This is a genomic window from Massilia brevitalea, from assembly GCF_030711405.1.
Taxonomy (GTDB): Bacteria; Pseudomonadota; Gammaproteobacteria; order Burkholderiales; family Burkholderiaceae_D; genus Telluria; species Telluria brevitalea.
In genome coordinates, this window is the sequence record NZ_JAULSI010000010.1 from 130,024 (window position 1) to 144,883 (window position 14,860).

The 14,860-nt window shown below is 59.9% G+C and carries 15 protein-coding genes, 1 tRNA gene and 1 pseudogene; 15 read left to right on the forward strand and 2 right to left on the reverse strand.

Annotation, left to right across the window (positions count from 1 at the left end; all coding sequences use genetic code 11):
* The first annotated feature begins 36 nt into the window (after positions 1-36).
* The 8 genes and pseudogenes from QWL29_RS08520 to QWL29_RS08555 all read left to right on the forward strand — a co-directional run bounded on the left by QWL29_RS08520 (position 37) and on the right by QWL29_RS08555 (position 6,957).
* Positions 37-1,173: a PepSY-associated TM helix domain-containing protein gene (locus QWL29_RS08520; RefSeq protein WP_305822458.1), complete on the forward strand. Its 1,137-nt coding sequence runs from the start codon at positions 37-39 to the stop codon at positions 1,171-1,173.
* The gene (locus QWL29_RS08525; protein WP_305822459.1) at positions 1,170-1,349 is read left to right on the forward strand and encodes a hypothetical protein; all 180 of its coding nucleotides are present in this window, start codon (positions 1,170-1,172) and stop codon (positions 1,347-1,349) included. Before QWL29_RS08520 ends, QWL29_RS08525 begins: the two co-directional genes overlap by 4 nt.
* Before the next feature lie 126 nt (positions 1,350-1,475).
* The gene (locus tag QWL29_RS08530; protein WP_305822460.1) at positions 1,476-2,114 is read left to right on the forward strand and encodes an NAD(P)H-dependent oxidoreductase; all 639 of its coding nucleotides are present in this window, start codon (positions 1,476-1,478) and stop codon (positions 2,112-2,114) included.
* 1,307 nt (positions 2,115-3,421) lie between these two features.
* Positions 3,422-4,375 (forward strand): annotated as a pseudogene (locus QWL29_RS08535) (DUF6402 family protein).
* A gap of 58 nt (positions 4,376-4,433) precedes the next feature.
* Positions 4,434-5,117, forward strand: coding sequence for a hypothetical protein (locus tag QWL29_RS08540; protein ID WP_305822461.1), 684 nt, complete (start codon positions 4,434-4,436; stop codon positions 5,115-5,117).
* 378 nt (positions 5,118-5,495) lie between these two features.
* Complete coding sequence (locus tag QWL29_RS08545) at positions 5,496-5,978, forward strand: Hcp family type VI secretion system effector (RefSeq protein WP_305822462.1); 483 nt, start codon at positions 5,496-5,498, stop codon at positions 5,976-5,978.
* Between the two features lie 9 nt (positions 5,979-5,987).
* A complete protein-coding gene (locus QWL29_RS08550) occupies positions 5,988-6,386 on the forward strand; it encodes a CHAP domain-containing protein (RefSeq protein WP_305822463.1) in 399 nt (132 codons plus the stop codon).
* Positions 6,367-6,957, forward strand: coding sequence for a hypothetical protein (locus tag QWL29_RS08555; protein WP_305822464.1), 591 nt, complete (start codon positions 6,367-6,369; stop codon positions 6,955-6,957). The genes QWL29_RS08550 and QWL29_RS08555 overlap by 20 nt, the downstream gene beginning before the upstream one ends.
* 329 nt (positions 6,958-7,286) lie before the next feature.
* Here QWL29_RS08555 and QWL29_RS08560 read toward each other — a convergent pair.
* A tRNA-Pro gene (locus QWL29_RS08560) sits at positions 7,287-7,363 on the reverse strand.
* A 57-nt stretch (positions 7,364-7,420) separates the two neighbouring features.
* Entirely contained in the window at positions 7,421-8,410 is a 990-nt protein-coding gene (gene ispB / locus QWL29_RS08565) for an octaprenyl diphosphate synthase (RefSeq protein ID WP_305822465.1), read from the reverse strand.
* Positions 8,411-8,679: 269 nt separating this feature from the next.
* On the opposite strand from ispB, the gene rplU reads away from it, so the two are divergent.
* From rplU to QWL29_RS08600, 7 genes are all read left to right on the forward strand, one after another.
* On the forward strand, positions 8,680-8,991 hold the full coding sequence (rplU, locus tag QWL29_RS08570; protein ID WP_305822466.1) for a 50S ribosomal protein L21: 312 nt from the start codon (positions 8,680-8,682) through the stop codon (positions 8,989-8,991).
* 42 nt (positions 8,992-9,033) lie between these two features.
* Complete coding sequence (rpmA, locus tag QWL29_RS08575; protein WP_305822467.1) at positions 9,034-9,312, forward strand: 50S ribosomal protein L27; 279 nt, start codon at positions 9,034-9,036, stop codon at positions 9,310-9,312.
* A gap of 104 nt (positions 9,313-9,416) precedes the next feature.
* Positions 9,417-10,532, forward strand: coding sequence for a GTPase ObgE (gene obgE, locus QWL29_RS08580; protein WP_305822468.1), 1,116 nt, complete (start codon positions 9,417-9,419; stop codon positions 10,530-10,532).
* Positions 10,522-10,962: a hypothetical protein gene (locus QWL29_RS08585; protein ID WP_305822469.1), complete on the forward strand. Its 441-nt coding sequence runs from the start codon at positions 10,522-10,524 to the stop codon at positions 10,960-10,962. The genes obgE and QWL29_RS08585 overlap by 11 nt, the downstream gene beginning before the upstream one ends.
* Positions 10,959-12,089 carry a glutamate 5-kinase gene (gene proB, locus QWL29_RS08590; RefSeq protein ID WP_305822470.1) on the forward strand — a complete coding sequence of 377 codons (1,131 nt, stop codon included), beginning with the start codon at positions 10,959-10,961 and terminating at the stop codon, positions 12,087-12,089. The genes QWL29_RS08585 and proB overlap by 4 nt, the downstream gene beginning before the upstream one ends.
* Positions 12,090-12,100: 11 nt before the next feature.
* Complete coding sequence (locus tag QWL29_RS08595; RefSeq protein WP_305822471.1) at positions 12,101-12,463, forward strand: nuclear transport factor 2 family protein; 363 nt, start codon at positions 12,101-12,103, stop codon at positions 12,461-12,463.
* 510 nt (positions 12,464-12,973) lie between these two features.
* Positions 12,974-14,668 (forward strand): methyl-accepting chemotaxis protein, encoded by a 1,695-nt coding sequence (locus QWL29_RS08600; protein ID WP_305822472.1) that lies wholly within the window; start codon positions 12,974-12,976, stop codon positions 14,666-14,668.
* Positions 14,669-14,860: the final 192 nt, after the last annotated feature.

A 14,860-nucleotide genomic window follows, 5' to 3' on the forward strand; every position in this document is an offset into this window, starting at 1 on the left:
ATTATGATCTGACCCCCTACCGAATATTCACGCCCCATGACACCCAAGAACGTGCGCCGCTGGTCCTGGATTCACAAGTGGAGCAGCCTGGTCTGCACGGTGTTCATGCTGCTGCTCTGTATCACCGGCTTGCCGCTGATTTATCACCACGAGATCATCCACGCCCTCGGCAACGAGGTCGAGGCGCCCGAGATGCCGGCGGATACGCCGCGTGCCGACATCGACCGCGTGGTCGCCGCCGGCATGGCCGCGTATCCCGGCAAGGTCATGATGTACCTGTCCCAGGACCGGGAGGAGCCTGACATGTGGGCCATGACCCTGGGCGACACGCCGCGCGACAAGAACTACAAGCCCCTGCTGGTGGATGCGCGTACCGCCCAGCTGCTGCCCGAGCCGCCGGTCGAGGGCGGCCCCTTCATGTCGCTGATGTTCCACCTGCATGTGGATCTGTATGCGGGCCTGTGGGGCAAGCTCTTCCTCGGCTTCATGGGCTTGCTGCTGATCCTCGCGGTGGTGTCCGGCGTGGTGCTGTATGCGCCGTTCACGCGCAAGCTGGCCTTCGGGACGGTGCGGCATGAGCGCAGCCGCCGCGTGCGCTGGCTCGACCTGCACAATGTGCTCGGCATCGTCACGCTGGTGTGGCTGCTGGTCGTGGGCACGACCGGCGTCATCAATACCTGGGCCGATTTGCTGCTCAAGGCCTGGCAAAAAACGGAGTTGGCCGAGATAACGGCGCCGTATGCCGGCCTGCCGCCGGTGACGAAGCTGGGGTCGATGTCGCAGATGATCGCCGCGGCCGAGCGCGCCGCGCCCGGCATGCAGGTGAAGTATGTGGCCTTCCCCGGCACCAAGTTCGCGACCCCGCACCACTACATCGCTTTCATGCAGGGCACTACGCCCTTGACCTCGCGCCTGCAAAAGCCGGTCCTGATCGACGCCCAGACCGGCGCCGTGACGGCCAGCCCCGACCTGCCCTGGTACATGGTGGCGCTGCGCGTGTCGCAGCCGCTGCACTTCGGCGACTACGGCGGCCAGGCCCTGAAGCTGCTGTGGGCCTTGCTGGACATCGCCACCATCGTCGTGCTCGTTACCGGCCTGTATTTGTGGCTCAAGCGCGGCAAGGCGGCAGCGGCCAAGCCGGCGGAAGTGCGCGCCGAGGAGGCAGCGGTATGACGCGCATCTTTGGACCCATCTGGACCGCGCCGATCGTGCTTGGCGTGCTGACCGTTATCGGTCTCGTGAGCGCATTGCTGGGCGATGGCGTCTGGGATGCGGTGTCCGCCGTGTCGCTGGGCGTGGTGGTGGCGGTGGGCGGGTGGTATGGCCTGCGCCGGCCGAAGGCGCGCTAAGGTGGCGTAGGCGATGAATCGGACCGTGAAGTGAAGCGGGCTGCTGGAAAATGAAGCCCTGCTCGGCAAGAATTTGCCGCGTCGGGCATCATGGCGTGTCATTCACTTCATTAGAAAGAAATTTGCATGTCTGATCTCCTGCAAACCTTGCAGTGGCGTTATGCCACCAAAAAAATGGATCCGGCCAAGAAGGTCGCCCAAGAAAAGCTCGACCGTATTCTTGAGGCGGTGCGCCTGACGGCCAGTTCCAGCGGCTTGCAACAGTACGAGATGTTCGTGGTGACCGATCCTGCTCTGCGTGAGCAGATCAAGGCGCATGCCTGGAACCAGTCGCAGGTGACGGAGGCCTCGCACCTGCTGGTGTTCGCCGCATGGGATAACTACACGCCCGAGCGCATCAATGCCATGTTCGACCTGGTGAACGACGAGCGCGGCTTCAAGAACGAAGGTTGGGAAGCCTACCGCCAGCAATTGCTGTCGACCTACCCGCAGCGCGACGCCGAGACCAATTTCGAGCACGCCGCACGCCAGGCCTACATCGGCCTCGGCAGCGCGCTGATTGCCGCCGCTGAAGAAAAGGTGGATGCCACGCCGATGGAAGGGTTTGATCCGGCCAAGGTCGATGAGATCCTGAAGCTGCGTGAGCGTGGCCTGCGTTCGGTGATCCTGCTGCCGGTTGGTTATCGCGCGGAAGAGGGCGACTGGCTCGTCAACTTGAAGAAAGTGCGCCGCCCGTTGTCGCAGTTCGTTACCGAGCTGGCCTGAGCAAGACGGTATCCTGGCCAGTTGCGCTCAGTGACTGGCTCAGCCAGGCAAGAATAAAAAAAGCCAGACCGGCATATGCCTGGTCTGGCTTTTGAATTTTGCAGTCGGGGTGAGAGGATTCGAACTTCACCGGTCATTAAGAATCAACAACTTACGCCGAAAGTGGTGTTGCATGTGGAAAGCTCTAGTGTGGAAGAGCAGGCGACATGTTTCCACTTACAACTATCCGTATGATCTGCCGGACATACATGAAGTATCCGAACGACCGGCCCCACATGCCGTTAAGCATTCCGGGCGTGGAGGGACGAACCTATTTGGAGGTGTTCAAATCCGTTTGGGGCAAGCCTAACCGCTGAACGAAATGACTCGCCTTTTCGATGCGCCGATCCGTTGGATCGTCAAGCCGGTCATCCGCGAGGACTATTGTGAACTGACACTCAGTGCCGGGGAGTGGGATGAGACCAGCGGCAGGTACAGGAGCATGTATCGCGTCCGCGTCCATTGGGCTGGTTGGAGCAAGTCGCGCCGCAATACCCTCATCAGGGAATGCGAAACCACACGCGAAGAGGCTAAAAGAGCAAGCGCAAACTGATAAAACCGCCCAAGGTTGGCTCTTCTTTGTAGGTACGCAGGATGAAACTGACCCATCCGTCTTCCATGTGAACACTTCCGGCTTATTTGTAGTCTGTCTGGCGTTGTAGAACGGCCCGCGAAGAAGTAATCCGGCGTCATCCTAGCCCTGCCGGAGATGCTTTCGGCGGGATGCCGCGTACAACACAGCCGGGATGCCCGATACAGGCATGTGGCATCCTGGCTACTTTAAGCAGCCGCGCAAGTCGGGCTTGACTCTTGTCAATCGGCTGCGAAGCAAGGCACGCAACAATGGCAGCTTGCCATCAGTTCGCCTACTTGCGTAATCGTCCATGCCAGAGCAAATCCGAATCCCGTACTACAGGCTCGACCTCGCCAGTTTCTATGCGTTGCGAAAGACTTGGCAACTGTTCGACAAGACTGCGGGCTGCAAGCCCCTCAACAACCCACAGGCCACGATCCTCATGGAGAGGAAACCGCCACCGCTACCCGGCGAGAAGGCAGCGCAAGCAAACAAGCTAGAGAAGGCGAAGCCGGAGCCCCAGACCGGGCCGAAGTCGGCTGGAACAGGCACGGCGATAAAGAAAGCGCCGCCATCACCAACCGCCCCTGTTAGTGCAACGAACGAAAAAGCGTGGCATCCGTTCAAGGTCTCCAACGATCAGGCTAAAGCTAAGCAACCAGTCGAGGAATGCAGGACTCCTCCGCCGTTTGACATGCTCGATCTACCTGATGCAATCGACAAGATGGGTTTTACTATCGCGGCGAAGCTCGCAAAGCGGTGGTTCAATTCAAGAAAGCATGAGATTCCCAATGGAACAACATACGATTATCCAGCCGACATGGTTGACACAAAAATCGTATCATTCGACTTCGTAATGAAGTACCCGAAAGCGCGGGCCAAGTACGAGAATCTAATCAGCAGTGGAATTTACGGTGATAGGGCGATTAAGGTTATCAGGGAAAAAGTTGGACGGATGCTGGCAAGTAAATTCGCCGAAAATGGCATTGCCTATTCAGGAGAGCTTGACGCACTTGCACACTCAGGGCTCGACATCCAAAAATTGCATAACGATTTTCAATTCCAAAGGGAAGCTGTAAGCAATCTCGATACGCTGGATTGGAGTTTTGGTCTAACTGATCTTACAGCTTCCTTGGCGAACTTTGCTATCTGCGCGGCCGTAGCCGAGGCGCGTGTCCACTCAGAGAAGTATTACAACTATCCGAAGGGGGCAGCCCCGGTCTATTGTTGCCAGTCTCAAGTCGAGGTTACGCACATCTATGTCTATGCGCGAGACAGCTATTCGTTTTCGGATAAGCCGGGTAAGAAAGCTTCGCAGTACCTGGGACATTGGAATCGGAACGGTGTAATACTTGTCCCGGCTGCTCTTGCATCGGATTTTGCGGCAAATTATGGCAAGGACGTACAGTGGGGAAGCGGGCCTTACACGCAAGATGGCTTTGATAAGCCCGTTGACATCCTCAAGGGTATGTTCTGAGCGATGCGAAAACAGGACGTGTACTACCCCGTTCGTAATAGTGATTACCAGAAATGGCGCGAGAAATTCGGTCGGGGTGGCGATTTCGCTATTTACACCGAACTCAAGAAAGTCAAGCTGTCAAAGCCAATAAAACTGAATTTAGAAGAAGTGTGGAAATCGAAAAATTGATGTGTGGCGAAATGCCCAGTGATTCCAACCGATCAGTCGCATTCAAAACGGAAGTGGTATGCCGACCATGCTAAATTACTTTTACAAGTCAATAAAGAATTTGTTCTTGATTCTTACTTCGATCATTGTTCTGATTTTGGCATGTATTGTGATTGACTGGTTTCTTCCGCGCCAAATCCACAACGGACTTATCGTGGCCTCGCTGCACTTCATTGAACAGATAGGCCTTGCTGTTGTCTTTGGAATCTTTGTCTTCTTTGGATACAAGACTTTCAAGGTCTTTAGAGCTGCAGAATCCCCAAGTCAAGAATTTATCAAGATGACTCCCACTGTCATCATTTGGCTTGTTATCATTTTTTTAGGGGCGATCTTCATTGATAATCATGGGAGCAGAAGTGGCTGTCAGAATTACAACTACAACGAGAAGCTGAATGGTGGAGTCAAAGTCTTCAATGGCAAGAAATACACCATCAACATTTGTGGAAGTGGGGTGGACAACAGTCCCTTCTTTGGGGATGGCATGGATACCGTTCATCTGACAGTCCTTAGCGAGCAAGGGGCGCTACTTGCAAGGAGACGCTACAAGGTCTTTTGGGATGGAGAGCCGGGAAATGAACCCATCGGCATTGAGAAGGACAAATTAACCTACTACGACGATGAAAACCAAGACGGCCCACGAAGCATCACGATGCCCCCGACTTGGGTGGACTGGATCAGAGCCAGGCTCCCTCTGGTTGACTAGAGAAATTCTGGTTTCCCACCGGCATTGATCAACGCCAAGCTGCCTGTTGGGAAGCAGCAGAACAATAGTAAGTTACTACTGACTTCATTCCTCGGGGAATCAATACAAGAGCACGCGCTGCATCGAGCCTGGATCGAACGCCGCAGCGTTGAGCTTCCCCGTAAAGCCGATACCCCGCTGCGTTTCCTTGTTGGCGTTTTGTGCGCGTATGGCAAGCCGACAGCAAGCGTCTATGAACAGCGGGGTGTAGTGGCCGCACTGGCCTTGCGTGTGCTGACCAAGCCGAACCGAGGCCGAGCGGCACACAACCGCAAAAGCAGACCCTCAAAGTAATCTGCCAACAACCCAGCTAGGAGACTTACTATCACGGCAATCGACGTGTACCTGAAAATCGACGGCATCAAGGGCGAATCGCAAGACGACAAGCACAAGGATTGGATCGAGGTGACTGGTATTCATTGGGGCATCCACCAGCCCCGCAGCGCCACGGCTTCGACTGGCGGCGGGCACACGGCCGAGCGGGTCGAAATCTCCGAAATCTCCTTTTCCAAGCTGACCGACCTGTCGTCCCCGATCCTTGCCCAAACCTGCGCGATGGGCAAGACGATCCCGAAAGCCAAGGTCGAGTTCTTCCGCGCTGATGGCGATGGCGCCCGCGTCAAATACTTCGAGATCGAGCTGGAGAACGTCCTGATCGGCATGGTGAACCCACACCTGGGCGGGGACGATTCCTACCTGTCCGAGACGGTCAACCTGAAATTCTCGAAGATCAAGTGGAAGTATTCGCAGCAGCGGATCGGCGGGGGCGGCGGGGGCAACACGGCTGGAGGATGGGACTTGGCGGCCAACAAGGTTGCGTAGAGGCGCGCCATGCCTGTCGATCTGGAGAAATTCACGAAGCATTTGCGTGCCCACGCCGCCCCTAAACCTCCAGGGAAGGGTCAGTGCGGGTTATTTGTGCGAAAGGCTCTACAAGCAGGTGGAGCCAATTTCTACGGTTCTTATCCACCGCAAGGAAAGCTGTATGGTCCGGCCCTTGAGAAGCTCGGATTTCATCGAATAACGGTCGAGAATCCCGATACTTTCCATTTCCAGAAGGGTGATGTAATGGTGATGGAGTCCTACAAGGGCAGCACTAACAATGCGGGGCATGTCGCAGGGTTTGACGGGGGAAATTGGATTTCCGACTTCGTTCAGAATGATTTTTGGGCTGGACCTACATATCGTAAGCAAAAGCCGAGGCCAACTTATGCTGTCTACCGTTATTAGCAGAACCGTCGCAGCGATCCTGTTTGCAGTCAGCACGACAACCGCTGCGATGGAGAGCACCAAGCCACCGCACTTTCTGAACGTTCCCGTTCTGGGTCTGCGCTTGCCCCTCGACCGGATTAACCTTGAGACGTTTCCGGACGAACTGCGCATGAAATGTGGACAGATCGAGGATGAGTACCGCACAAGCCGGGTGTGGGTTTTCGGGCGCGTAAACGACGCCGCAAAAACATACTATGTACTGACCGGGTACACAAAACGGCTGCACCCTGAGCCGGGCCAGCGGCTTTATCAGTATTGGAACGACGGTCTAGTATTCACAGTACAGGGAGATGAATGCGGTGGCGATGGCGCAGAGGAGACTTTTGAAACCGCCGACCCTGATGCCGAGAATAACGGCAATGTGCCAATTCCGATCCTGCACGAGTTAGCCCGTGATCTTGCCGCCCGAACAGTTCGAGCATTCGGCGGTCCGGACAAGCTGCGCGCTGAAATCAAGAACCAGCGCATCGACTTCAATCAGCTTTCGCCGGAGCTGCAGGAGGCGTTCAAGCCTTACTTCGGTAAGTGAAGCGCCCTATCCGACAGACTGGTAGGCCGTTTCTGGCTTGCCGGGCCTAAATTTTGGTCCAGATTTTCCCTGAGGCCACTGCGTGGTTTGCGCGGCCAAGCAGACCGAGCATAAGTGATATAACCTCGTCCGTGTTGAATGGGCGAATAGAGGCGGCGCAATGGCTCTGCAAGTCAACAGGGATTTCGCTGTGAATCGAATACCGGCGGCGCGTTTGATTAAGTGACTACACGCAGCTTACTCCTCAGCTGTTGTAATACTCATTCGCGACATTGGTACTGTAAGTCCTTGAAAACCAAGGAAAATCGTTGAGAATCAACTAGATGAAATGGTCGGGGTGAGAGGATTCGAACCTCCGGCCTCTACGTCCCGAACGTAGCGCTCTACCGGGCTAAGCTACACCCCGACTGAATTTGAGACGCCGGGAAAATGACGTCTCGGGATGGCATAACTATAAATATTCTCAGTGGTTCCTGTCAACAGCAAAGCTGCAGAGCTGGAGCAGGCTTTCCTTGTAGGCACTGTCGGGCAGATCGGCAATCGACTCGGCCGCACGGCGCGCCGCTGCCTCCGCTTCGCGGCGCGTGTAATCCAGCGCGCCGCTCGAGGTCACGGCAGCCAGCACCGCGTCGAAATGCTGCTCGTCGCCCTGCTCGATGCAGGTGCGCACCAGTTCGCGCTGCTGCGGCGTGCCGTGTTCCATCAAATAGATCAACGGCAGGGTAGGCTTGCCTTCACGCAAATCGTCGCCGACGTTCTTGCCGATCTCGGCGGCGTCGCCGGCGTAGTCCAGCACGTCGTCGATCAGCTGGAAGGCGGTGCCCAGCGAGCGGCCGAATTCGCCGGCCGCGGCGATCTGCGCGTTGCTGGCGCCGGCCACCAGGGCGCCCAGTTCGGCGGCGGCCTCGAACAGCTTGGCGGTCTTCGAGCGGATCACGGTGAGGTAGCTCTCGTGGGTCACGTCCGGGTTGTGCATGTTCAGCAACTGCAGCACTTCGCCTTCGGCGATCACGTTGGTGGCGTCGGACAGGATTTGCATGACGCGCATGCTTTCCAGGCCCACCATCATCTGGAACGAGCGCGAGTACAGGAAGTCGCCAACCAGCACCGAGGCAGCGTTGCCGAACAGGGCGTTCGCCGTTTCGCGGCCGCGGCGCATCGAGGATTCGTCGACCACGTCGTCGTGCAGCAGGGTGGCGGTGTGGATGAACTCGACCACCGCTGCCAGTTCGTGGTGCGCGGTGCCGCGGTAACCGTGCGCGTTTGCCAGCAGCAGCACCAGCACGGGGCGGATGCGCTTGCCGCCGGCGCTGATGATGTACTCGGAAATCTGGTTCACCAACGGGACGTCGGAGTGCAGGCGCTGGCGGATCACCGTGTTCACCGCCGCCATGTCGTCGGCGATCGTCTGGGTAATATTGTTCTGTTGAGCGTGTTGGGTAGCGGCGGACAAGGCGAACCTGCGTAGTCGTTGAGGGCGTTGAGTGCGGCGATTATACGACAAGCATGCATAAGCCGTGCCATTTGCCTAACTGTAAGGAAATACCCATCCATTCCCCGCGCAGAGCCCATCGTTGCTGGGATGACACACTGTTGACGGGTGATGCCGGCTTTTGACGCAATGCGGCGAACTATGTATAATCCTCTGTTCCCCGGCTTCAGACCAGCTCAGCGCGACGGCGCCGGTGGGAATTCTTTAAACATTTGATGAGGTTTTCAATCATGTACGCGGTCATAAAAACCGGTGGCAAGCAATACAAAGTTGTCGCTGGCGAAAAACTTAAAGTAGAACAGATACCGGCAGACATTGGTTCCGAACTCACCATCGATCAGGTCCTCGCCGTTGGCGCGGGCGAAAGCATCAAGTTTGGTGCTCCTCTGGTCGAAGGCGCGACGGTTCTGGTGAAGGTCATTTCGCAAGGTCGCCACGACAAGGTCCGCATTTTCAAGATGCGCCGTCGTAAGCACTACCAAAAGCGTCAAGGCCATCGCCAGAACTTCACCGAGATCGAAGTCGTTTCGATCAACGGCTAATTGCCCCGGTCTATTTTTAAACAGTCATCCAGGAGTATTTAAATGGCACACAAAAAAGGCGGCGGCACTACCCGTAACGGCCGCGACTCAGAAAGCAAGCGCCTCGGCGTGAAAGTGTACGGCGGCCAGGCGATCACCGCCGGCGGCATCATCGTGCGTCAGCGCGGCACCCCGGTTCGTCCAGGCGTGAACGTTGGCCTCGGTAAAGACCACACCCTGTTCGCCCTGGTGGACGGCACGGTCAAGTTCGTCAAGCAAGGCGTCGGTTCGAAGCAGTACGTCACCGTCGTCGCTGCAGCTGCTGAAGCTGTCGCAGCGTAATTGACGCTCAGCGCCGCTTCAAGCGGCGCATCCTTGTAAGGCGCAAGCCTTCCATCGAAAGGCTCTGCCCAAGGTAGAGCCTTTTTAGTTTTTTGGCGGTCATCATGAAGTTTATCGACGAAGCAAGAATTGAAGTCATCGCGGGCGACGGCGGCAACGGCTGCGCATCGTTCCTGCGCGAGAAGTTCCGCCCATTCGGCGGGCCGGACGGCGGCGACGGCGGCAAGGGCGGCTCGATCTGGGCGGTTGCTGACCGCAACATCAATACCCTGGTGGATTTCCGTTATTCGAAAGTGCACACCGCGCGCAACGGCGAACCCGGCCGCGGCTCGGACTGCTACGGCAAGGGCGCGGACGATGTCGTCATGCGCATGCCGGTCGGCACCCTGATCATCGATAACGTGAGCGGCGAAATCATCGCCGACCTGACCGAACACGGCCAGACCGAACTGCTGGCCAAGGGCGGCGAGGGCGGCTGGGGCAACATCCACTTCAAGACGTCCACCAACCGCGCGCCGCGCCAGAAGACCGAAGGCAAAGAGGGCGAACGCCGCCAGCTGCGCCTGGAGCTGAAGGTGCTGGCCGACGTGGGCCTGCTGGGCATGCCGAACGCCGGCAAGTCGACCTTCATCACGGCCGTCTCGAACGCCAAGCCGAAGATCGCCGACTACCCGTTCACGACCCTGCATCCGAATCTCGGCGTGGTGCGCGTATCGCACGAGAAGAGCTTCGTCATCGCCGACATCCCGGGCTTGATCGAAGGCGCTTCCGAAGGTGCGGGCCTGGGCCACCAGTTCCTGCGTCACCTGTCGCGTACCGGCCTGCTGCTGCACATCGTCGACCTGGCGCCGTTCGAGGCAAGCGTCGATCCGGTGAAGGAAGCCAAGGCCCTGATCAAGGAACTCGCGAAGTACGACGAAGACCTGCTGAACAAGCCGCGCTGGCTCGTGCTGAACAAGCTCGACATGGTGCCGGACGAAGAGCGCAAGAAGAAGGTCAAGGACTTCCTGAAAAAGCTGGCGTGGAAAGGCCCGGTCTTCGAGATCTCGGCCCTGAACCGCGAAGGCTGCCAGGACCTGATCAACGCGATCTACCTGCACCTGGAAGAAAAGCGCGCGCAGGACGTGCGCGTGGACGAAACCACGCAGATGACCGAGGAAGCACGCGGCATCAGCTCGATCGATCCTGACGATCCACGCTTCAAGATCCTTGAAGACTGAGGACCGCGTCATCCCTCAGCGTCCCAAGTTCACGTTCACGCGTGACTGGGCGCGCGGCCAGCTGTTGCAGCTGGTGGCCACCGCCAGTTCGCTGGCGGCGCTCGTGGCCCTGCTCGACCCCGACATGGTCGCCGCGGTCATGGGCCTGTTTCTCGTTGGCGTAAACGGCTACAGCCAGTTCTACGCCATCTATGTCGGCGTCCGTCTCGCGATCGCGGGGCTGGCGATGCTGGCGGCAAGGCGGGGCGACCAGCCCCTCCTCGGCGATCTCGTTGCATTCTTCCTGCTGGCCCAGCCGGCCGGGCGCCTGGTCGCGGCATGCGCGATCGGCCTGCCGCATGGGTCCCTGTTGATCGTGAGCGGGATCGAGCTGCTGGCAGGCGTAGGCCTGCTGGCCTTGCGCCCGCGAGATGGAAAACACTCGCCATGAACTCCGCGCATTCCTCCTGCATCCAACCAGCCGGCCGCATCATCGTCAAGGTCGGCTCTTCGCTCGTCACCAATGAAGGACGCGGCCTCGACCACGAGGCCATCGCGCGCTGGGCCACGCAGATCGCCGCGCTGCGCGGCCTCGGCAAAGAGGTCGTGCTGGTCAGTTCCGGCGCGATTGCCGAGGGCATGCTGCGCCTTGGTTTCACTAGCCGCCCGCACGACATCCACGAACTGCAGGCCTGCGCCGCCGTCGGCCAGATGGGCCTGGCGCAAATCTACGAATCCAGCTTCGCCACCCATGGCGTGAAAACGGCGCAGGTGCTGCTGACCCATGCCGACCTGGCCGACCGCGAACGCTACCTGAACGCGCGCGCCACCCTGACGACGCTGCTGCGCCTGGGCGTGGTCCCGATCATCAACGAGAACGACACGGTGGTCACGGACGAAATCAAGTTCGGCGACAACGACACGCTCGGCGCCCTGGTGGCGAACCTGATCGAAGCCGATGCCCTGGTGATCCTGACCGACCAGCGCGGCCTGTTCTCCGCCGACCCGCGCAAGGACCCGGGCGCGCGCCTGATCGACCAGGCCGAAGCCGGCGACCCGACGCTGGAAGCGATGGCCGGCGGCGCCGGCAGCAGCATCGGCCGCGGCGGCATGCTGACCAAGGTGCTGGCCGCGCGCCGCGCCGCCCGTTCCGGCGCCCACACCGTGATCGCCTGGGGCCGCGAGCCCGACGTGCTCACGCGCCTGGCAAGCGGCGAAGCGATCGGCTCGCAGCTGAACGCACCCACCACGCGCCTGACCGCGCGCCGCCAGTGGATGGTCGACCACCTGCACACGGCCGGCGAAGTGGTGCTGGATGCCGGCGCCGTGCAGAAGCTCACGCAAGAGGGCAAGTCGCTGCTGCCGATCGGCGTCGTCAAGGTGAGCGGCGAGTTCGGGCGCGGCCAGGTGATCACCTGCGTGCGCGAAGACGGCACGCCGGTTGCGCGTGGCCTGACCAGCTATACCAGCAGCGAAGTGCGCCGCATCATGCGCCACTCGTCGCACGAGATCGAAGCCATCCTCGGCTATATCGAAGGGCCGGAGCTGGTGCACCGCGATAACCTGGTTTTACTTTGACGGAGTTGCCGATGTCTGTTTCGCCCGCCGCCGTGGTTCAGGCCCAGCTCGACGCATATAACGCCAAGGACCTCGACGCCCTGATGGCGACCTATGCGCCGGATGCGCGCCAGTTCGCGCTGCACGGCGCGCTGCTGGCCGAAGGCCATGAGCAGATCCGCCCGCGCTACGAAGCGCGCTTCGCCGAGCCCGATCTGCGCGCCCAGCTGCTGACCCGCAGCGTGGCCGGCAACTTCGTCACCGACCTGGAACTGGTGTACCGCAATTTCCCGGAAGGGCGCGGCACGGTCGAGATGCTGTGCGTTTACGAAGTCATCGACGGACGCATCGCGCGGGCCTCGTTTGCGACCGGTGCGACCACGATGCTGGCCTGAGGGTTTCTGACACAGGCCCCACTTTTGGCGTATGTGGGGCTGTTGCCTATAAGGTTATTGGTATGCCTGATCCGCGTGGGCTCGAGAGCCCACCCTACCGTCACCGCCGACAGCGAGATCATACGAAAGCCGGATTCATCACCGCGAACGGCGAGATCATACGAAAGCCGGATTCATTACCGTGAGCGGGGAGATCATACGAAACGCGGATACGCAACGTGTCTCGTAGGGTGGGCTCTCGAGCCCACGCGGATTCAACACACCATCAACGTCTCAGGCAACAGCCCCACTTCCCTTCGCAAACCCTCGTCCGCATCACATCACATTTCACACACGCTGCTGTTTCGTGGAAACCTCGATAACTTTCCCAGTATCGTTCGAATAATTCTGTTGTGACGAGAGGACAATCCGTCCACATAAAATTGCAGCAGATACCTTTTAGTTGCCGTCTGGACAGGACCTCCCGTAGACTCGCCTGGAAAACTCGTATTGACGTTAACCAAGGCCATCATGAAACTGAGTCGTAAACTTCCTCTCTGCTTTGCCGCCGTCGCGCTGGTTGTTGCCTGCGCCGGCCTGTTCGGCCTGTGGGCATTGAACGGCTCGCTGGCTACCTACGACCGCGCCGTGGTCAGCTACAGCCAGGCCGGGGAAGTCGAGGCCCTGCTGTCGACGTTCAAGACGCAAATCCAGGAATGGAAAAACACCCTCCTGCGCGGCAAGGATGAGGCCGAGCGCAACAAGTACTGGCAGGCTTTCCAGGACGGCGAGCGCGAGGTCGGCGCCCAGCTGGCGAAGCTGAATGCCGCACTGGCGCCAGGCAGGGAGCGTGAGCTGCTCGAACAGTTCGGCCACGCCCATGCGCAAATGGGCCAGGACTTCCGCAAGGGCTACGAACAGTTCGCCGCCGCCGGTTTCGATCCGGCCGCGGGCGATGCGGCGGTAAAGGGCAAGGACCGCGCGCCGTCCGAACTGCTGGACCAGGCCAGCCGGCAGATCGTTGCCGCCACCCGCGCCAGCGCCGCGGCGGCCGAAGCGGCCAGCGAGCGCGCTACGCTGCTGAGCCTGATCGCGATGGTGCTCGGCTCGGGCGCCGCCATCGTGGCCGGCGTGTTCGTATCGCGTTCCGTCGTGCGTCCGCTCGAGCGCGCCGTGGAAGTGGCGCAGACCGTCGCCGCCGGCGACCTGCGCGCCCGCATCGACGTCACCTCGAACGACGAGACCGGCCAGCTGTTGCAGGCGCTGAAGGACATGAACGCCAGCCTGACGCAGATCGTCGGCAAGGTGCGCAGCGGCGCCGAAACGATCACGGTCGCTTCGGATGAGATTGCAAGCGGCAACATGGATTTGTCCTCGCGCACCGAGCAGCAGGCCGGCGCGCTGGAAGAAACCGCGTCCTCGATCGAGGAATTGACCTCGACGGTGAAGCAGAACGCCGATAACGCCCGCCAGGCCAACCAGCTGGCGATCAGCGCCTGTGACGTGGCGGTGAAGGGCGGCAACGTGGTCGAGCGCGCGGTGACCACCATGGGTGCGATCAGCGAATCCTCGAAACAGATCGTCGACATCATCGGCGTCATCGACGGTATCGCCTTCCAGACAAACATCCTGGCGCTGAACGCGGCCGTCGAGGCGGCCCGCGCCGGCGAACAGGGACGCGGCTTTGCGGTCGTCGCTTCCGAAGTGCGCAACCTGGCCCAGCGCTCGGCCAGCGCGGCCAAGGAAATCAAGGCCCTGATCGGCGACTCGGTGGCGCGCGTGGAAGCGGGCAGCGCGCTGGTGAACGAGACCGGCACCACCATGAACGAGATCGTCGCCAGCGTGAAGCGCGTGATGGACATCATGGGCGAGATCAGCGCCGCCAGCGCCGAGCAGGGCGCCGGCATCGAGCAGATCAGCATCGCGGTCACCGAGATGGACACCACGACTCAGCAGAACGCGGCGCTGGTGGAAGAAGCGGCGGCGGCTGCGCAGGCGCTGCGCGAACAGACCGTGGCGCTGAATGAGGTGGTGGGCGTGTTCAAGCTCGATGGCGACGCGGTGGCAGCGCAGAACGTGCAGCCGGCGCGCGCAGCCATGGCGCCGGCACGGCCGATGGCGCCGGCCGCCAAGGCGCCGCCCGCTGTCCGCAAGGAGCCGGTGCGTTCGACAGTCAGCGCGAAGACAAACGCAAAGGTCAGCAGCGAGGAGTGGGAAGAGTTTTAAGCTCTTTGCCTTCCCAGGCAGCCGTGCCGCACTTGCCGCGCGGCTTTTTTACGTCCGGGTAACGGTGGCGACAGGGCGGCGGCTTGAACAGCGATCGATCACCCGGAGGCTTGCCCTTGTGCTATCTTTGTGGCAACAATTTTGCTGGCACAACCGGAACGCAGATGGCCTCCACCGCAAGCCGCACCGACT